This window comes from Pseudoalteromonas sp. Ld19, assembly GCF_045064135.1.
Lineage (GTDB): Bacteria > Pseudomonadota > Gammaproteobacteria > Enterobacterales > Alteromonadaceae > Pseudoalteromonas > Pseudoalteromonas aliena.
Genome location: NZ_JBISHA010000011.1, coordinates 369,347 through 389,140 on the forward strand (window position 1 = coordinate 369,347; position 19,794 = coordinate 389,140).

A 19,794-nucleotide genomic window follows, 5' to 3' on the forward strand; every position below is an offset into this window, starting at 1 on the left:
GCGCGAATGATAATGGTTATTATTTTTAAAGTGAATAAAAAGTTCAATTATTTTTTTAAAATAGAACTGTTTGATTGATATTTGAGCTTTAAACGCTTTTTAAGCAACTTTAATTTAAACTAGTTAACATTTAGTTCAAGTTGAGATGTATATAAGGGAATAAACACGCTGGCTTTAAAAAATAATAAAGGCGTGCACTGAGAGTACACCGCCTTTATTTTATTATTTATTTTCTTTATAAATAATGCCTGCTTTCATTACAAAAGGAATTTGCTCTAATAAGGCGATGTTTTTTAATGGGTTGCCTTTTACAGCAATTAAATCTGCGGCAAAGCCTGTTTTAATTTGTCCTAACTGATCATCCATTTTTAATAGTTTCGCGCTATTAATCGTTGATGCTTGGATTGCCTGCAGCTCTGTCATACCAAATTCAACCATGCGGCTAAACTGTTTTGCATTATCTCCATGCGGGTAAATCGCAGCATCGGTACCAAACACCATTTTAACGCCAGCTTTAACCGCACGGCTAAAGCTATCGCGTTGTTTTTTAGATACTTGGCGTTCTTTTTTGAGGTTTTCTTCGTCAACGCCGTTTTGCTCACCAAAGCTCAGCGTGTATTCGGTATTGTAAATGTCCATAGAGAGCCAAGTACCGTGCTTTTTTGCAAGCGCTATTGCTTCGTCGTCTAAAAAGCTGGCGTGTTCAACACTATCAACGCCTGCTTTAATAGCCGTTTTTATTCCGCTTGTTCCGTGTGCATGCGCGGCTACGGGTAAATCTCGCATGTGAGCTTCATCGACAATGGCTTTCATTTCTTCAAAAGAATATTGCTGTACGCCTACTTTAGTGCCTTTTGAAAACACACCACCCGTGGCACAAAACTTAATCGCATTTGCACCATACTTTATGTTCTCACGCACTTTTATACGTGCAGCCCAAGGGCCATCTGCTATACCGGTTGATGTATATTTAAGTTCTGGCGGAAGGCGGTTGTTATCACAATGCCCACCTGTAATGCCCAGTGCTGGTCCTGCAGCCCAAATACGTGGGCCAACAATATCACCTGCATTTATACCATCACGTACTGCTATTACACTATAACCTTCAGCGCCAACATTAAGCACCGTTGTAAATCCGGCTTCGAGAGTTTTTTTTGCAAAATGAGCGGCCTTAATCGCCATACGTGGCACTGACTGCCCTAACCGTTCACTGCGAGGAACCGTAGGATCGCTTGTTAAATGCACATGCATATCCATTAAACCTGGAAGTAGCGTTAGCGCTGGTAAATCAATTAACTTATCTGTTTTGGTGAGCGTTGGTTTTTTATTGCGTTCTATGGATATGATCATGCCATTATCAATGGTAATTAATGGCGATTGTATTAACGTACCGTTTTCTACATCTAGCATGGCTTTTGCCGATATATAAGTTACGGCGTGCACATTCAAGCTCGTTAAACACAATAATGTGATAGAAGCTGAGGTAATCCTCCCTAAAAATAATAGATGCCAAATGTAGAATTTTCTCTTATTGTAAACACAGGAGAAAATTATGAAAAAAGCACATTTTACAGACAGTCAGATCCTTGCCATTTTAAAACAAGCAGAATGGTTATGGACTTATAATAATGAACGCCCTAACATGGGCATAGGTGGGATAACACCCATACAAAAACTGGAAAAGTTAAACAACGGAAATTCTACAGATAGCCTCCATTAAAAATGGGGGGATTACCCTGACAGCAGGTGTTTTTTCATTTTATTCTTCTTATAGAGAAAGTAGGAACTTCCTTGACTGTACCAAGCTTAATTAAAAGAGCAAATAAATAGCGATGAACGTAATCTGTCGTAATTTCTTTATTTAGTCACTATTAATGCTCATAATCAGCGGGCAAATTTTAAAAGGATTATCATGAAATTAATTAAATTAGCTTTAGTAGCCAGCGGTGTAATGTTTACATTAACTGGTTGCATTAATACAGAGCTTAACGCAAGTGCTAGTAACAGTACTGCGCCAACTACAACAAACGATCCAGCAAGTATTATTTCAGAACTTTCTGCCCAGCAACAACTTGATGTGCTTGTTGCACAATATTACGATGAGTCTCTTACATTTAGCCCAATCAGCGCAACCTATAATGGTCGTAGTGAATTTAACGATAAATTTACTGCTGAAATCTCACAACACAATCGTGATAAAAAAGCGGCTTTTTATAAAAAATATCAACAACGATTAGCATATATTGATCAAGCTCAGCTAAGCGGGCAAGCATTATTAAGTTACGAAATATTAAATCGTGATTTAGCATTGAAGCTAGAAGGTATGCAATTCCCTGATTATTTATTGCCTATTAATCAAATGTCGGGCGCACATAATACCTATGCGGGCTTTGGCTCAGGACAAAGTGCACAGCCATTTAAAACGCCCGATGACTATCTTCATTTTCTAACCCGTAGCGATGGTTTTATTAAGTGGCTAGCAAGTGTTGAGAAATCAATGGCTCAAGGCATTGAGTTAGGGGTGGTGTTGCCTAAACCTCTTGCACAAAAACTTGCCCCACAGTTTAAAGCGCATGTTGTGACAAAAGCCGAGGATTCGTTATTTTGGGGGCCAATTAAAAACCTACCAGAATCGTTCAGTGCACAGCAAAAAGAAGATATTACCGCACAATATCGTGAGCTAATTATGCAGCGTTTAGTACCTGCCTATAACAGCATGAGTCAGTTCTTAGTTGAGCAATATATTCCTAATAGCCGAGAAACAGTAGGCTATAGCGATTTACCAAATGGAAAGGCATGGTACGAACACAAAATTAAAAAAAATACCACACTGAGCTTATCCGCTGACGAAATTCATGAAATTGGTTTGAGTGAAGTGTCGCGTATTTTAAGTGAAATGAAAAAAGTAAAAGAGACAGTCGGTTTTAAAGATGACTTAGCTGCATTTTTTATTCACTTACGAGATTCAGATGAGTTTTACTTTGATACAGCGGATGAACTTGTTGCAGCGTACGAAAACGTTAAGAAAAAGATAGATGCACGTGTCCCCTTATTGTTCGATGTCGCCCCAAAAGCACCTTATGTAGTGAAGCCGGTTGAAGCATACCGAGCACAGTCGGCTGCAGGGGCGTCTTACTCATCTCCCGCACCAGATGGCTCTCGTCCAGGCATTTTTTATATCAATACCTTTAACTTAAAAGCACAGCCTAAATTTTTACTCGAAACTTTATCGATTCATGAAGCTGCCCCAGGACACCACTTTCAAATTGCGCTACAGCAAGAAATAGAAGGTTTACCTAATTTCAGAAAATTTGGTGGTTACACCGTATTTGCTGAAGGCTGGGCTCTGTACGCTGAAAGTCTAGGTAAAGAGCTTGGTTTATTTACCGACCCTTATATGTGGTATGGCCGTTTATCTGATGAGCAATTACGTGCTATGCGTTTAGTGCTTGATACCGGTTTTCATGCAAAAGGGTGGACGCGTCAGCAGGGGATTGACTACATGCTTGCTAATTCGTCTATGGCAAAAAGCGACGTTGTTGCTGAAGTGGAACGTTATATCGCATGGCCTGGGCAAGCACTTTCTTATAAGTTAGGGCAATTTAAAATTCAAGAGCTGCGTGAATACTGTAAAAAAGAGCTCGGTGATCAGTTTGATATTAAAGCGTTTCATACACAAATATTAATCGATGGGGCATTGCCGATGCCAATTTTAGAAGAAAAAATTAAGCGTTGGGTTAAATCCCAACGCTAATTTGTAGCGCAAAGATAGTATTTTTAAAGGGTATTGGCTTTGCGCCATTTGCAGCAATACGTTAGAATGCGCGCTCTTTAGGGGGCGCGAGTAAACTATGTTTGATCAACAATTAGCAAATACACAATTTTGGCTTAAAAAAAGCTTAAGCGACATGAGCCAAAACGAATGGGAAGCCATTTGTGATGGGTGCGGTAAATGTTGTTTAAATACCTTTATTGATAGTGAAGATGAAGACGAATTTACTGCAACCGATCAACTACGTGAAGGCGAGCAATTAATATTTACTAATATTGTGTGCCAGTACCTGGATAACAACACGTGTGGTTGTAGCGAGTACGAAAACCGCCAAACCCTTGTACCTTCTTGTGTAAAGCTTACCAAAGAAAACCTAAAAGACATTTTCTTTATGCCTCAAAGCTGTAGTTACCGACGCTTACACGAAGGTCGCGGCTTGGCTTCTTGGCATCCGCTATTAAACAGTGGTGATAAAACGAAGATGCATCAATTAGGTATTTCTGTAAAAGATAAAACAGTAAAAGATTGCGACGTAAAACTCGATGATTTTGATTTATACATTGCAGAGTGGCCTACAAAGGACGCTGATTAATGAGCAAACAACAAGCTGTAATTGGTTTAATTAATCCAAAAAGCCCTACTAATGTTGGCGGTGTACTTCGTGCTGCAGGGTGTTACAACGCGAGCCAAGTTTTTTTTACAGGTAATCGTTATTTAAACGCTAAAAAATTTCATACCGATACAAAAAATGTGGTTGAGCGTATCCCTTTAACTGAAACGGATAGTTTAGAAAAAGTGAAGCCAAAGGGTGCAACAGTTGTTGTTATTGAGCTAATTGAAGGTGCTACACCGCTGCCTGATTTTGTGCATCCTAAAAACGCATTTTATGTATTTGGCCCTGAAGATGGCTCTATCCCCAAAGAGGTTTTAAAGTGGTGCGATGAAGTGGTTTATATTCCGACTATCGGCTGTATGAACTTAGCTGCTACTTGCAATGTTGTTTTATATGATCGCTTAGCTAAATTAGGCGGCGTTGAAAGTAGCGACACAACTATTATTAGCTCCCGTGATACCAATAACAAAATGAAATGGCAAAAAAAGTAGGGCGTACTAGCTCTTGCCCTCCGTTTCGGTTAAATACAAAGGCTAAGTCTGTTTATCTTTCGAGGTTAAACATGCGCTGCCCTTTTGGTTTTTTCTAGGGACGATTAACTCTTTGTTGCCTACATGGATGTAGGTAAGAGGCGTGAGCAGGATGCGGAAGCTTTGCTCGGTTTTTACTTAGCCCACTAGATTACAAACCTCGCGCCGCGATTAAATCGCCCCTAGATTGAACAAATTTCAATCTACAAAGGTCAACACGGTCTAGTAATTATATGAAATATTTTGGCTAATCAAGCAAAGGGCTTGCCTTAATTATTATTTGACTGATGAAAGCCTTGATTTCTTCAGTTTTGAAAATATAACCAAGCACATTCCTGCAAAAATTTTATTACGATCTACACTAAAAACGTCGCTTTATATTAGGGCCTGTTGACCTTTTAGGTAAAGCAGTGATTATTTGGTGTGGTTATACCAAATAAGCATAAATCTTTGAACAATTTAACGAATTAAATTGCACTATAACGTCGTTAAAAGTTTTTTATTTAGAACAACTAGATACAAAAACTTTTGCCTGGTTCTAGCGTAATTTTCTTAACATTAAATAGACCCCATATATAAGCAGATTGGTATTACTTCCCATATATAGGCGATAACGCAGCATAAATGGCAAGCATGTGCTGCCCTTTGGGTTCTATCTAAAGGTTATTTACTCTTTGTTGCTTATATGAATGTAGGTGAAAGATGTGAGTAGAACGCGGAAGTTTTGCTCGGGCTTATAGTGATATAAGTCATAAGAGTGACGCAGGAACGGTTATGGAGCCCACAGGGCTAGAAACCTTGCGCCGTGATTAGTCGCCCTTGGATAGAACAAATTTCAATCCTGACAGGCCAATAGACCCTAGGATTTATATGCACTACTTAGCTTTTATTTTTTTATTAATTAGCTTTAATAGCTATGCGGATCTGTCGATCAATTATTATCATGATAACACTAAGCGTGTTTTAGCTGGCTATAACCATAAATCGGGTTTACTGTTTGAGGCTAAAAACGCCGAGAAAATAATTCATATTGCTACCGTGGAGTGGCCTCCTTACATTGGCGATCATTTATGTAATAAGGGTTGGGTTTATCAATTTGCAGTCGCATTGTTAAATAGTAAAGGTTACAGCGTTTATATTGAGTTTTTACCTTGGGCACGCGCGGTACGAAATGTTGAGCTGGGTAAAGCGGACATACTCATGCCCGAATACTTTATTGAAGATACAGCGCCTTCTGATTATGTGCAGGGCAAAACACGCCGTGAATTACTGGGTTTATCAAATTCATTTAAAGGCGGTGAAATTGCTTTTTTAAAACGAAAAGGTGAAGTTGATCGGTTCTCAGGTAATTTAAAATCACTTAAGGGTCAAAAAATAGGGGTTGTACGCGGTTACCAAAATACCCCCGAGTTTGATGCTATGATGGACAATAATGAATTTCAAATTATTAGCGCAGTTGATGATTTACAGCTGGTACAATTACTGGCAGCGAAACGTGTTGACTTAATTATAGGTGATCCGACTGTGCTCAAGTTCTCTGTAGAATATTCCTCGTTAACCCCCTCTGAAAAAAAATTCTTGTTAAGCTCGCTAGCGCAAGAAACCATACCGCTGCAATATAACCCACTTTATTTTGCAATCAGTAAATTGACTCCCGATTGGCTGCTGATTTTGGATAATATTAATACCAGTTTGTATCAGTTTCATAATAGTGGCGAAACAGAACGTTTAATCAATTTCTTGAGTCATGAATGCCAATCTTGATGTTATACCAAACTGCATAAATCTTTGATCAATTTAACGAATTAAATTGCACTATAACGTCGTTAAAAATTTTCATTTAGAACAACCAGAGCGTGTTGACCTTTCGTGATTAATTTTGCAGCAGACTGTTTGGTATTTAGGCAAGGCAGAGTCCATGTAGTGTGGTTGTTCCCCATAAATAGGCGATAACGCAGCATAAATGCCAAACATGCGCTGCCCTTTGGGTTCAATCCACAAAGGTCAACACGCCCAGGATACAAAACTTTTGCCTAGTTCTAGTGTAATTTTCTTAACGTTAAATAGACCCCATCTATAAGCAGGTTAGTATTAAAATCCACACACAATTGGAACGTTCTTTTTTAGTTTGTGTGTAATTCGCTGATAAACATGTAAAATCGTTTTCAACTTGTTAATGGAGTGAAAACAACGTGAGTGAACTAAATACAAATCAACCATTCGCGGTCAATGAGCAGCCAAATAAAAATTACCTGTTCCCACTGACTGCGATGACAACCCTCTTTTTTTTATGGGGGTTTATAACTGTTTTAAACGATGTACTAATACCACGCCTAAAGGGGGTATTTGACTTAAGCTACTTTGAAGCAATGTTAATTCAATTCTGCTTTTTTGGGGCTTACTTTATTGTCTCTATTCCGGCAGGGATGTTAGTTAAACAACTAGGTTACAAAAAAGGTATTTTAACAGGGCTCGTCGTTGCGTCTATAGGGTGTTTATTATTTTACCCTGCTGTAGTGGTGCATGAATATTGGATCTTTTTAAGCGCTTTATTTGTTCTCGCTTCTGGTATTACTGTCTTGCAAGTTTCAGCTAACCCTTATGTAGCTGCCTTAGGACCTGAAAAAACAGCCTCATCACGCCTTAATTTAGCACAAGCATTAAATTCATTAGGCACAACCGTAGGGCCTTATGTTGGTGGCTTATTGTTTTTCGGTACAGCCGGCACATTTGCGGCCTCTGCAGCTACAGCTGAATCGGTAAAAGTCCCTTATTTGATGCTAGCGGCTGCACTCCTTATTATTGCTATTGTATTTGCATTTATTAAACTTCCTGAAATAGAGTCGCACAAAGAAGTAAATAATCAGCGAGATCAAGCACGCTCTTTGGCGCAAGCACCACATTTAAAAATGGGGGTTATTGCTCTTTTTTGTTATGTAGGTGGTGAGGTAGCAATAGGAAGTTTTTTAGTTAATTATTTTGGAGAGGCTCATATTGCAGGACTAGAAGAACATGCAGCCGCTACTTTGATTAGCTATTACTGGGGAGGCGCTATGGTTGGCCGTTTTATAGGCTCAGCTTTACTGCAAAAAATAGCCCCCTCTAAAGCGATAGCATTTAATGCCTGCTGCGTTATTGCATTATTGTTGACCACTATTTTTACCCAAGGCGATGTTGCTTTATATTCCGTACTTGCGATTGGCTTATTTAATTCGATCATGTTTCCGACTATTTTTTCTGTTGCTATTGAAAGACTTGGGCCGCTCACGAGTAAAGGTTCGGGTTGGTTATGTTTAGCGATTGTAGGGGGGGCACTCGTACCATTAGCTCAAGCTTTAATTGCAGATACGATAAGTATACAAGATAGCTTTTTTATACCCATGATCTGCTATGTATTTATTGCTTGGTACGGATTTAACGTCGTACGCCTAGCTAAAAAGTGGTAAATACGGACTTTTTTATAAGTGATTGAATACGTATTCAGTCACTTATAAAACAACATATTTTTGGAACGCTCCAATAGGGTGAGCAAAACAAGCTATACACCTGACCAGCAAGTTTCCTGTTACTTGCTTTAAGTCTTTATTCTTATTTTTAATTAATTACACGTTTATAAGTCCCAATAACTAAGATGTTTTGCTAAACCTTGCTAAAATGTAAATGCTTATAAAGATAAAAATAAATAAGGGCGTTTATGTTCAACTCATTGAAATTTACAAGTAAGGTTACGATTGCAGCATCGCTAGTGCTAGTGCTCGTTCTTGGTCTTTTTACTATTAATAATTATGTATCGATGCGCAATGAAACACAGCAACAGTTAGCGCTCGTTTTACAGCAAAATTCAGAATCTGTTTCACAAAATATAGCGAGCTGGCTCAATGCTAAACTTGCAATTGTCGTCTCTGTTGCTAAGACGTATAAAATTGGCGATTCTAAGTCACTTACCTTATCTCAGCTTAATACAGCAGAATTAGCCGGTAGTTTTAAAAACACGTATATTGGTAAATCCAGTGGTGTATTTATTTTAAATGATGAAACGGTTGTTTTACCCCCCGACTTTGATGCAACAACACGGCCTTGGTATAAGTTAGTAGAGAATAAATCAAATACGGCTTTTACCACTCCTTATATCGACGTAACTACAAATGAGTTAACCATTTCAGCCGTTGTACCTATACAAGATAACGGTCAATTTAGCGGTGTTGCGGGTGCTGATATTGATATGCAAACCGTTTCTAAAATTATTGCTGATATTGACTTTTTAGGTTTGGGGTATGGCTTTTTACTTGATGAAAACGCGCAGGTCCTTAGCCACCCAGATAGCGCACTTAATTTAAAAAATACGATTGAATTATTCGGTATGGCTACGCCTTTGCAAAGCACATTTACAGAGTATGAGGTTAAAGGCCAAACTAAATTAATCTCATTTACTAAGATACGCGGTATTGAGAACGTTGACTGGTACTTAGGTGTGGTTATAGATAAAGATAAAGCATTCGAAAGTGTATCAAGCTTTGGAAAAATGGCGGCTTTATATATGGTCATCGGTATTGCCGTTATTGTGCTTTTAATGCAAATGCTGTTACGTTATTTAATGCAACCGATGAATCGATTAAACGATGCCATTAAAGATATAGCGCAAGGCGAGGGCGATTTAACACGCCGTTTGGTCGTCGAAAATGATGATGAATTTGGCGAACTAAGTCATTTTTTTAACATGTTTATTGAAAAAATTCAGCACTCTATTGAGCAAGTAAAACACACAACAGCACTATTAGAGGAGGCAATAACAAGTCTGGTTTCGCAAACGCACTCGTCGCTATCAATGTTTGATGATCAAAGTAAACGTACTAATAATGTAGCGGCAGCTATTAACCAATTTTCAGCTACTGCGTTGGATATATCTCATAATGCGAGCAATGCCTCTCAGTTAGCAAAAGATGCAAATCAACACTCCACGCAGAGCCAGGAAACATTAAATAATAATGTAGCAAGTATTCATCAACTATCTGCCAATATTGAGCAAGCACAGCAAACGATAAATAGCCTAAATGCTCACACAGCAAGTATTGGTCAAGTTCTCGAAGTTATTAAAGGGGTCAGTGAGCAAACTAATTTACTGGCACTCAATGCTGCAATTGAGGCGGCTCGAGCCGGTGAGGCTGGTAGAGGGTTTGCAGTCGTTGCGGATGAAGTAAGGCAACTCGCGTACAGAACTCAGCAATCTACTCAAGAAATTGAAGACACCGTTGGTCAGTTGCAAAAGGGCTCAAATTTAGCTGTTGAACTGATGAAAACCAGTTTAGAGGATAGCGAAAAAAGTGTTCAACAAGCGGATGCTGTTGGCGATGTAATGTCACAAATTATTGAAGCGATAAAACAAATTAATAATGCCAACCATACCGTTGCTAATGCAACAGATGAACAAAATCAGGTTGTTAAAATATTAGATACTGATATTCGCACTATCAGCGAACTATCTGAGCAAGGTATTGCCAATCTAAATAATACACTTAATGAATGCACTAAGCTTAAGCAACAGTTTAGTAATTTAGACAGCATGGTTAAAAAATTTAAAGTATAGGTAATGCATAAAACATGGTAAATAAACAAAATTGGCTCAATGTAATAAACATCGACAGTGTTTATAGTTCAGATAAGCAACGCCAAGCGTTTTCTTTATTTACTATGATAGGCATTGCAATCGTGGTGATCACGCTGCTGGTGTTTTTAAATTATAGCGTTTATCCACCAATACTAACCGTTGCTTTGGTGATAGTGAACTTTACAATTATAAGTTGTGCAATTTACTTTATAAAAACAGGTAAACTCGAAATTGTCGCATTGATCAGTATGATCATTGTATTCATTATGTGTATTGCGCTTACTTATACTGGTGGAAAAGAAAACACTGCTTTGTATTGGCTGATGTTTTACCCTGTGGTAACCTTCGCGAGTTTAGGTGTGCGGCTTGGTTGTTGGTTGGGCCTAAGTTTACTACTTTGCTGTATTGCGCTTTTATATGGTCCCAATTTTGGCCAAGTTAGTTATGGTGATGTAGAAAAAACCCGTTTTATAGCTTCTTTCTCTCTTGTTTTTTTATTTTCGTTTATTGGTGAGTATTTTAGGCATAAAAGTCATTTGGCTATTGCTGACATTACGCTTGAACAAAAACAAGACGCTTATACCGATCCCCTAACAGGTGTTGCTAATAGGCGTTTTATAACCTCGCATTTTTTAAAGCTTGCGCAAACTCGACCTGAGCAATATTTGCCCTTCTCAATTTTATTAATTGATTTAGATAATTTTAAATTCTTGAACGATACACATGGTCATGACTTTGGTGATACCGTTTTGATTGAATTTACTAAATTACTCGAATCACAGTTTTCAACGTCTGCTCTAAAATCTCGCTACGGTGGGGAAGAGTTTGTGGTCATTTTACCAAAACTCAAATCAGCTGAAGCAACTTTATTAGCCGATGACTTTCGTGAATGTGTGGCAAAGTATTTAATGATTACTAACGACAATAAAAAAGTGACTATCACCTGTAGCATTGGCGTTGCACAAGTAAATGAAGTGGAAGGCTATAGCAAAGGCTTAAAAGAAGCGGATGAATTTTTGTATAGGGCTAAAGCGCTTGGGCGAAATAAAGTGATATCTATTAGTAACTAACCTGAACTCTGGATAATAAATCTATCTCGAGCAGCTATTTTTAGCGCTAACTGCGTTGAATTTACTTGCAATAGGCCCGCTATTGACGCGTAAGTTCGCCTTGTTTTCACTGAAAATCTCTGGCTAGAGTAAATAAATTTAAATATCACAATGATTCAATATGTTAGTAAGTTTCTTAATAAAGCATTAACTAAATATAGGTTTTAATTAACCTCTTGTTAAATCGGATAAGTCCCAATTATAAAGCGTTATACGGCCAGTTATATAAGGTAAAACGATGTCAAACAGTAAGCTTATTTATGTTCATGATCCTATGTGTAGCTGGTGTTGGGGCTACGTACCTACTTGGCTTAAGTTAAAGGTACAGCTTGAAGATAACATAGTTGTTGAATATAAGGTCGGCGGTTTAGCGCCGGATAATCAACAGCCTATGCCTCAAAATATGAAAGATATGCTTGAAAGTACGTGGTACAAAATTTCGGCTCAGCTGGGAACAACATTTAATCATGATTTTTGGCGCAATTGCCAACCAAGGCGTTCAACGTATCCAGCATGTAGAGCCGCACTTATTGCGCGTAAATCTGGTAAAGAGGTTGAAATGGTTGCAGCAATCCAACATGCATATTACTTAAATGCGCAAAATCCGTCCGATGAATCCACATTAATAGACTTAGCCCAGCAAATAGGCTTAAACAAAGCGCAGTTCGCTGAGCAGCTAACATCATCTGCTGTTAATATTGAACTAACACAAGAGCTGGCTCTGGTCCGTACACTTCCTATTCATGGGTTTCCTTCTCTTGTACTTATTCATAAAAATAAAGCACACCCAATAGAAATAAGTTACACCGATTGGCAGCTTTCCCTCGCTGAGATTAATTCTATTTTAAATTAAAATACATAAATTAAAGGGTGTTTGATTAATTAATATCCTTTTTTTTGTCAAATCCCCTTTGTAAGTCTTTATTGTTACCACTGTCACAAAAGCGACTTTTTTACGCAACATCCTTGTCATGTTTTATCTATAAACTCCTGCTCATTGAAATTCTAAAGTCATAAATTATTTATATTACAAAGTTTATGACCTTAAAAAACAAACTAGCAAATCCGCTAATTAACGAGTAAAGGTGTATGCGATGAAAGGCGTTAAACCATTAATCTTAGCTGGTATTGTGGCCGCAAGTGCAGCAGTACACGCAAACGATTTAGATAAGGTTATTGATAAAAGCAGTGAAATTAATAAATCAGCTGCGCAATCACAAACAAAAATAGACAAGATTGCAGATTCAATGCAAGGTCGTTTACAGCAATTTAAAACCCTCAATAAAGAGATTGATGGCTTAGCTGTTTACAACGCCCAGCTAACTAAGCAGTTAAATAATCAAATAGAAGAAATGGAATCTTTAAATCTGTCAATGGATCAGGTTTCTATTATTGAACGTCAAATTACACCATTAATGATGCGCATGATCACAGGCCTTGAGCAATTTGTATCGCTTGATGTGCCATTTTTACAAGATGAGCGCGCAAAACGGTTAGCCTCTTTAAAAACCATGATGGATCGCGCTGATATTACGTCAAGCGAAAAATTTCGTCGCGTACTTGAAGCTTACCAGGTCGAAGTTGATTACGGCCGTACAATTGAAGCGTATACCGCGTTGTTAGAGGTAAGTGGAAAAGAGCGTGAAGTGGACTTTTTACGCATCGGCCGTTTAGAGCTTATTTATTTAACACGTGATGGTAAAAAAGCTGGTAGCTGGGATGCACAAACAAAATCGTTTACAGCATTAGCTGATTCAACAATAAGCCAAATCAACAAAGGTTTACGCATAGCGCGCAAGCAACTTGCCCCAGATATGTTAACTCTGCCAGTACATGCAGCAAAATAAGAGGTTAAAAATGAAATTGTTTACACAAATGACAAAAATGGCTTTATTTGCTGCAAGTATTAGCTTTGCGGGTGCCAGTGTAGCTGCTGAGGCAATGAACCTTGATTCGCTCCTTAAAACGCTAGAAGAAGGAAAATCTGTTCAAACTGCAGAAAATAAACAGCGTGAACAAGTGTTTGCAACACGTCAAAACGAACAAGTACAAATGTTAAAAGACACACAAGCAAAGCGTAATCAAATGCTTGTTGAATCTGAGCGACTAGAAACACAGTTTGAAGAAAATGAAGTTAAGCTTGCAAATTTAACTGACACTTTATCTAAGCGGATGGGCTCACTCAAAGAGCTATTTGGTGTATTGCAGCAAGTTGCAGGTGATTCGAGCAATAAGTTCGCAACGTCTGTGGTATCTGCACAATTACCAGGTCGTAGTGCATTTATGGACGACCTTGCTCAAAAGATGGGATCGACTTCAAAGCTTGCATCAATCGAAGATATAGAAAAAGTATGGTACGAATTGCAACGCGAAATGACAGAGCAGGGCAAAGTAAGTCGCTTTACTACCACGGTTATAGTTGAAGGTGGTAATAAAGCAGAGCAAGAAGTAATGCGAGTAGGTGCTTTTAACTTAATATCGAACGGTAAATATGTAGAGTATAGCCCAGTTACAAATACGCTAAGTGAGCTTACTCGCCAACCTGTATCTCGTTATACCACGACAGCGGGTGATTTACAAAATGCCAAAAGTGGTGTTGTGCAGTTTGCGCTAGACCCAACGGGTGGTTCAATCTTAGGTTTATTAGTGCAAGCCCCAGACACCGTTGAGCAAGTACATCAGGGTGGAGCCGTTGGTTACGTTATTTTAGGTGTGGGTATTTTGGCACTTTTAATTGCGATTGAGCGCTTTGTATCTTTACTACTGGTAGGTGGCAAAATCCGTCGTCAGTTAAAGGATAATGTAGCGCGAGATGACAATCCATTGGGTCGAGTTATGAAAGTAAAAGACGATTACCCAAATGTAGCCTACGACACGCTTGAACTTAAATTAAGCGAAGCCATTTTACGTGAAATGCCAAAAATCACCCGAAATTTAACACTTATCAAAATTATTTCAGTGGTTGCACCGCTATTGGGCTTACTCGGCACAGTAACCGGCATGATCAACACATTCCAAGCAATCACATTATTTGGTACTGGGGATCCTAAGTTAATGGCGGGTGGTATTTCTCAAGCACTAGTCACTACGGTACTGGGTTTGGTTGTGGCGATCCCTACTGTATTTATATACACACTACTTAATACTCGCTCAAAAGGTTTATTGCTTATTTTACAAGAGCAGAGCGCGGGAATTATAGCCCAACGAAGTGAGAAAGGAGAATAAACCATGGTGCTATTGATTGACTCAATCAATGCTATCCGTGATTTTCTCGACACTGGTGGCCAAGTTCTCTTGGTCATTGGGGTGTTAATCTTCGCGATGTGGTTATTGATACTTGAGCGATTTATTTATTTTTTTAATGGTTTTCGTAGCTATAAAAAAGATGTCAAAAACACATGGACTACTCGCCAAGAACGTAACAGTTGGAATGCTGAGCAAATACGCCAAGCAATGATCTCGCGAGCGAGCATGCGACTTAACACTAATTTACCCTTAATTAATGTAATGGTTGCGTTATGCCCGCTACTTGGGTTGTTAGGAACCGTGACCGGAATGATCGAAGTATTTGATGTTATGGCAATTACAGGTACGGGCAGTGCCCGTTCAATGGCATCGGGTGTATCTAAAGCAACTATTCCAACAATGGCGGGCATGGTGGGTGCGTTATCAGGTGTATTTGCCTCAACGTATTTACAACGTAAAGCAAAGCGCGAAGTAGAACTTCTTGAAGACAGCATGGTATTAGACCATTAAGTATATTTTGATAAGCGGCTATATACAGTCGCTTATTCTAGGAGAATAAAATGAGAGCACCTTTAGGTAATTTAATGCAAGAAGATGAGGCTGAAGAAATAAACATGACACCTATGCTAGATGTTGTTTTTATTATGCTTATTTTCTTTATTGTAACAGCGTCGTTCGTAAAAGAGGCCGGTATAGATGTGAACCGCCCTGAAGCTGCAACAGCAGTAAAAAAAGAACGTGCAAACATATTAGTGGCTATTTCAGATCAAGGTGAAATTTGGATCAACAAGCGTCAAATTGATATACGTGCAGTTCAAGCAAATATTGAACGCTTAAAAGCTGAAAACCCACAAGGTAGTGTTGTTATTCAGGCAGACAAAAAGTCTACAACCGATACTTTAATTAAAGTAATGGATGCAGCACGCGCCGCTGGTGTGTTTGATGTGTCGATTGCAGCTCAAGAAGCATAAGGGTTAGTAATGCGTTATTTAGTAGCATTAATTGTAGCCGGTGTAGTGACTTTTATGCTGTTTTTAGGCATGCAAGCACTGATCACCGGTGGCGAAGGGGCAATGAGTGAGCCTGCTAAGGGCAATGTACTTGATTTTGTAAGGCTTAAAAAAGAAGAGAGCATACAAAAGAAAGAACGAAAACCACAAAAACCACCGACACCAAAGGAGCCACCGCCGCCGATGGAATCACCACAGATGCAAAGTAGCGATGCGACTGCAAATGCTAATAACTTTGACTTTGGAGCAAATGTGGATGCGGATGTAAACCTATCAGGTGGCTTATCACTGGACTCAAGTGACGGTGAATATTTACCCATTGTAAAAGTAGCCCCTGTATACCCACGCCGTGCTTTATCTCGAGGTATAGAAGGTTACGTTATTGTTGAATTTACAGTAACTAAGCAAGGCACTGTGCGTGAACCACATGTTTTAAAAGCAGAGCCAGAGTCACTGTTTGACAGAGCGGCTATGGATGCAGCACTTAAATTTAAATACAAACCACGCGTAGTGAATGGGGAAGCCGTTGAAGTTGCGGGTGTTCAGAATAAAATTTCTTTCCAGATCAGTGGTTAATTTAGCGATTAATTAAACCTACGAATAAATGGTTCGAAAAGTGAGATGATTATGAAATCAATGACAACATTACGACCTGTAGCAAAACTTTTGAAATTAACACTGTTTTGCACCGCAGCGATAAGTACAAGTATTATTGCTCCTAGTGCGTTGAGCATTTTACCCAGTGTAGATGTAGCTACAGCCAATGCAGCACAAGAGCAAAAAACTAAACGAGTGCCTGCATTGCGTGAAAAGGTGTACAGCCAATTGGCGCGAGCGCAAAAACTAGCTGATGATGGCGACGTTAAAGCAGGGCTTGAGGCATTAGATACCATCAATGAGCGCTCATCAAGTATGAATTCATACGAAATTGCGATGATGCATAACTTTTATGGGTTTATTTATTACAACGAGAACGATTTACCAAAAGCAATAGCCTCGTTTGAAAAAGTAGTTGCAGAGGAAGGAATTCCTGAGTCATTACGTATAAGCACTACATTTAGCTTAGCGCAATTAGCAATGGCTAACAGTGACTACAAAAAAGTAATTTCATTTTTAGATAAATGGGATGACATTAATACTAAACCCATCACCGAAAGTTATTACTTATTACGAGCACAAACCTACTATCAGCTAAAAGATTACAATAAAGGGTTGGAGTACATTTCTAAAGTAATAAAATTAAGTGATGATGAAGGTAAAACACCTAAAGAAAACTGGTTGGTATTACAACGTGCAATGCATTACTCGCTTAATCAAACTGATAAAGTAGTCGCAGTATTAGAGCGTATGGTAAAACTGTATAACAAGCCAGAATATTGGATTCAGTTATCGGGTATGTATGGTGAAACAGGGCAAGAGAAACAGCAACTTGCTGTTATTGAGGCTGCTTATCAACAAGGGTTTTTAACCTCAAAATCTGATTTACGTCAACTTGCCCAAGTGTACTTATACAATGGTTTAGCTTACAAAGCAGGCGTAGTTATGAGTAAAGCAATTGAGGCGGGTATTGCTGAGAGAACGGCAAAAAATTACGCGTTTGTAGCCGAAGCCATGATCCAAGCTAAAGAAGACGATAAGTCAATTGCATACTTTGTTAAGGCAGCCGATTTATCGGTTAATGGCAAGTACGATCAACGCTTAGCGGAAGTGTATGTCAATACTGAGCAATATGAAGAGGCAGCCGACGCTGCGCGTAAAGCACTCTATAAAGGCTCACTTGATTTTGAATCAAATGCCTTTGTTGCTCTTGGTATGGCGCAGTATAATTTACAAAATTTCGATGCCTCAATTTTAGCGTTTGAACAAGCTGAGAAACACAAAAAATCTCAGCGTTTAGCGCAGCAATGGATCAAGTATGTAAAGCGTGAAAAAGTACATGCCGAAACACTTAGAACGGCATTACTTTGATCCCTATTTAACACGTTATTTGTATAGCAAAAAACCAATTTCATAATCGCACTATGCAAACCGCCTTAAATTTATTTTAGGCGGTTTTTTCGTTTTATTTTAAGTAACCATTTGAATTTAATAAATTAACGTTGTCATCTTATGTTTATTAAAGTGTAACGGCGCTGTCATACAGCTCCCGTAAGGTAGTCGCAGCTAAGAACTCAAGTGACCTAAATACATCAACTTATGTACTTAGGTGACTTGAGTTTAATAAAACGCTAACAAAATAATTAAATACTTTAACGGAGTGAACAATGAAATTATCTGGTTTATTTAAAGTCAGCCTAGTAGCTGCTGCAATCTCACTTACTGGTTGTGGTGGTGATATTAACGTTACACCTACAACTGCTGATAACAGTGTAGACAATAGTGTAGACAATTCGGTGACTAACCCAGGTGGTAACAGTGGTGAAACTGTTACGTGTGCTACATACACATTAGATGGCGCGACATTTACAGGTGAGGCCAAAGGCGTTAATTGTCTTTATAGCCAAGCATTTGCAAGCAATGCTAAAGAAATTACCAGCTCTTTTGTCATTTCTGCATTAGATAACGATGGTGCGCATGTGTTTGAAGGTGCGTTATTTATTGGTGATGATGTAGACACATCAACAGGCGCTACAATTGACGGCAATGGCCCTACATTATCTATTGAAGCCGGTGCGACAATTGCTTTTACTAAGCCTGAGAGTTTTATTCGTGTTGCACGTGGCGCAAATATTGAAGCAATTGGTGAAGTAGATAAGCCAATTATTTTCACAAGTATCAAAGAAGTTGATGGCGATGATTCAACTACAGCACAAATTGGTGACTGGGGTGGCGTACAGGTAAATGGTCGTGGCCATTCGATTCGTTGTACAACAGCAGCTGCTGCACAAGACCTGTGTAATCACTCTGCTGAAGGTATTGTATCTTACTACGGTGGTAATGATCCGCAAGATAACAGCGGTATCCTTAAGCATATCGTTATTAAATATGCGGGCTTTGGTGTTGAAGGTGATGAACTCAATGGTTTAACTCTAAATGCTGTCGGTTCAGGTACAACCATTGATTACGTGCATGTACATAATGGTTTCGATGATGGTATTGAGCTATTTGGTGGCAGCGTTAACCTTAAGCATATTGTTGTTACTGATACAGGCGATGACGGCATTGACTGGGATGAAGGCTGGAAAGGTTTTGGACAATTTATTCTTGTTCGTTCAAATGAATATGGTAACCATGGCTTTGAAACAGATGGCGCAAAGGTAGATCCATTATCAGCAGACGCTCAAGATTTAGTAACAACCGTTTCTAACCCAACGATTGCTAATGCAACGGTTGTAACTACGGGTGACCAAGGCGCAGATGGACGCCGTACTGGTGCCGGTATGGAAATGAAAGAATGGGGTAAGGCGCAATTAGCTAACATGCTGTTTGTAAACTCGTCATCTGTAGATGGTGCCGGTTGTTTTGATTTATACAATGAAAAAGACAAATCAGGCGATGCAGGTGTGCATGCCAATGCAAATAAAGGCGATATTGCATTTATGAGCTCAATTTTTGCCTGTGGTAAAAACTTTGAAAACGTAAATACAGCTTTAACGGGTTCATTAGCTAGTTTTGATGTAAGCACTTGGTTTACAGGTGGCGATAATAACCAGTTAATTGGTTTTGCTGATTTTGCAAATGTGCTTGGTGCCGATGGTGTTTCAACTGCTGCAACTATTACTGATTCACAAGGTACTGCTGTTGCAACAACGGCTAAAGACATGAGCGAAGTTAACGCTTTCTTTACTAACGCAGGCTACATTGGTGCGCTTAAAGAAGGTGAGTCAAGCGAGTGGGCTAGTTTTGTAGCTGCATCTTTACAACGCGCTAGTAATTAATCTAGACCGGCTCTAATTATAAGGCGCTACG

17 protein-coding genes are annotated in these 19,794 nt (G+C 38.9%); 16 read left to right on the forward strand and 1 reads right to left on the reverse strand.

The window, feature by feature from the left end:
- Positions 1 to 222: 222 nt before the first annotated feature.
- Positions 223 to 1,443 carry an amidohydrolase family protein gene (locus tag ACJJVZ_RS03055; RefSeq protein ID WP_405598024.1) on the reverse strand — a complete coding sequence of 407 codons (1,221 nt, stop codon included), beginning with the start codon at positions 1,441 to 1,443 and terminating at the stop codon, positions 223 to 225.
- A gap of 109 nt (positions 1,444 to 1,552) precedes the next feature.
- Between ACJJVZ_RS03055 and ACJJVZ_RS03060 the strand changes: the two genes are divergently transcribed.
- The 16 genes from ACJJVZ_RS03060 to ACJJVZ_RS03135 all read left to right on the forward strand — a co-directional run bounded on the left by ACJJVZ_RS03060 (position 1,553) and on the right by ACJJVZ_RS03135 (position 19,763).
- Positions 1,553 to 1,720 carry a hypothetical protein gene (locus ACJJVZ_RS03060; protein ID WP_405621581.1) on the forward strand — a complete coding sequence of 56 codons (168 nt, stop codon included), beginning with the start codon at positions 1,553 to 1,555 and terminating at the stop codon, positions 1,718 to 1,720.
- Positions 1,721 to 1,912: 192 nt separating this feature from the next.
- The gene (locus tag ACJJVZ_RS03065; protein WP_405598027.1) at positions 1,913 to 3,754 is read left to right on the forward strand and encodes a DUF885 domain-containing protein; all 1,842 of its coding nucleotides are present in this window, start codon (positions 1,913 to 1,915) and stop codon (positions 3,752 to 3,754) included.
- Positions 3,755 to 3,851: 97 nt separating this feature from the next.
- Positions 3,852 to 4,364, forward strand: coding sequence for a YcgN family cysteine cluster protein (locus ACJJVZ_RS03070; protein WP_138586654.1), 513 nt, complete (start codon positions 3,852 to 3,854; stop codon positions 4,362 to 4,364).
- Positions 4,364 to 4,876 carry an RNA methyltransferase gene (locus ACJJVZ_RS03075; protein ID WP_405598029.1) on the forward strand — a complete coding sequence of 171 codons (513 nt, stop codon included), beginning with the start codon at positions 4,364 to 4,366 and terminating at the stop codon, positions 4,874 to 4,876. Before ACJJVZ_RS03070 ends, ACJJVZ_RS03075 begins: the two co-directional genes overlap by 1 nt.
- A gap of 909 nt (positions 4,877 to 5,785) precedes the next feature.
- Positions 5,786 to 6,679, forward strand: coding sequence for a substrate-binding periplasmic protein (locus tag ACJJVZ_RS03080; RefSeq protein ID WP_405598031.1), 894 nt, complete (start codon positions 5,786 to 5,788; stop codon positions 6,677 to 6,679).
- Between the two features lie 428 nt (positions 6,680 to 7,107).
- Positions 7,108 to 8,361 carry a sugar MFS transporter gene (locus tag ACJJVZ_RS03085; RefSeq protein ID WP_405598034.1) on the forward strand — a complete coding sequence of 418 codons (1,254 nt, stop codon included), beginning with the start codon at positions 7,108 to 7,110 and terminating at the stop codon, positions 8,359 to 8,361.
- A 248-nt stretch (positions 8,362 to 8,609) separates the two neighbouring features.
- Entirely contained in the window at positions 8,610 to 10,499 is a 1,890-nt protein-coding gene (locus ACJJVZ_RS03090) for a methyl-accepting chemotaxis protein (protein ID WP_405598037.1), read from the forward strand.
- 14 nt (positions 10,500 to 10,513) lie between these two features.
- Positions 10,514 to 11,590 (forward strand): GGDEF domain-containing protein, encoded by a 1,077-nt coding sequence (locus ACJJVZ_RS03095; protein WP_405598039.1) that lies wholly within the window; start codon positions 10,514 to 10,516, stop codon positions 11,588 to 11,590.
- A 277-nt stretch (positions 11,591 to 11,867) separates the two neighbouring features.
- Positions 11,868 to 12,482: a DsbA family protein gene (locus ACJJVZ_RS03100; protein ID WP_405598045.1), complete on the forward strand. Its 615-nt coding sequence runs from the start codon at positions 11,868 to 11,870 to the stop codon at positions 12,480 to 12,482.
- A gap of 241 nt (positions 12,483 to 12,723) precedes the next feature.
- Complete coding sequence (locus ACJJVZ_RS03105) at positions 12,724 to 13,476, forward strand: DUF3450 domain-containing protein (RefSeq protein ID WP_077535306.1); 753 nt, start codon at positions 12,724 to 12,726, stop codon at positions 13,474 to 13,476.
- 10 nt (positions 13,477 to 13,486) lie between these two features.
- Complete coding sequence (locus ACJJVZ_RS03110) at positions 13,487 to 14,854, forward strand: MotA/TolQ/ExbB proton channel family protein (protein WP_405598048.1); 1,368 nt, start codon at positions 13,487 to 13,489, stop codon at positions 14,852 to 14,854.
- Positions 14,855 to 14,857: 3 nt separating this feature from the next.
- A complete protein-coding gene (locus tag ACJJVZ_RS03115; protein ID WP_193156720.1) occupies positions 14,858 to 15,385 on the forward strand; it encodes a MotA/TolQ/ExbB proton channel family protein in 528 nt (175 codons plus the stop codon).
- 50 nt (positions 15,386 to 15,435) lie between these two features.
- A complete protein-coding gene (locus ACJJVZ_RS03120; protein ID WP_077535309.1) occupies positions 15,436 to 15,846 on the forward strand; it encodes a biopolymer transporter ExbD in 411 nt (136 codons plus the stop codon).
- 9 nt (positions 15,847 to 15,855) lie between these two features.
- A complete protein-coding gene (locus ACJJVZ_RS03125) occupies positions 15,856 to 16,461 on the forward strand; it encodes an energy transducer TonB (protein ID WP_193156721.1) in 606 nt (201 codons plus the stop codon).
- Positions 16,462 to 16,512: 51 nt separating this feature from the next.
- On the forward strand, positions 16,513 to 17,853 hold the full coding sequence (locus ACJJVZ_RS03130) for a tetratricopeptide repeat protein (protein WP_405598053.1): 1,341 nt from the start codon (positions 16,513 to 16,515) through the stop codon (positions 17,851 to 17,853).
- 296 nt (positions 17,854 to 18,149) lie between these two features.
- Positions 18,150 to 19,763 (forward strand): hypothetical protein, encoded by a 1,614-nt coding sequence (locus tag ACJJVZ_RS03135; RefSeq protein ID WP_405598056.1) that lies wholly within the window; start codon positions 18,150 to 18,152, stop codon positions 19,761 to 19,763.
- Positions 19,764 to 19,794 lie beyond the last annotated feature (31 nt).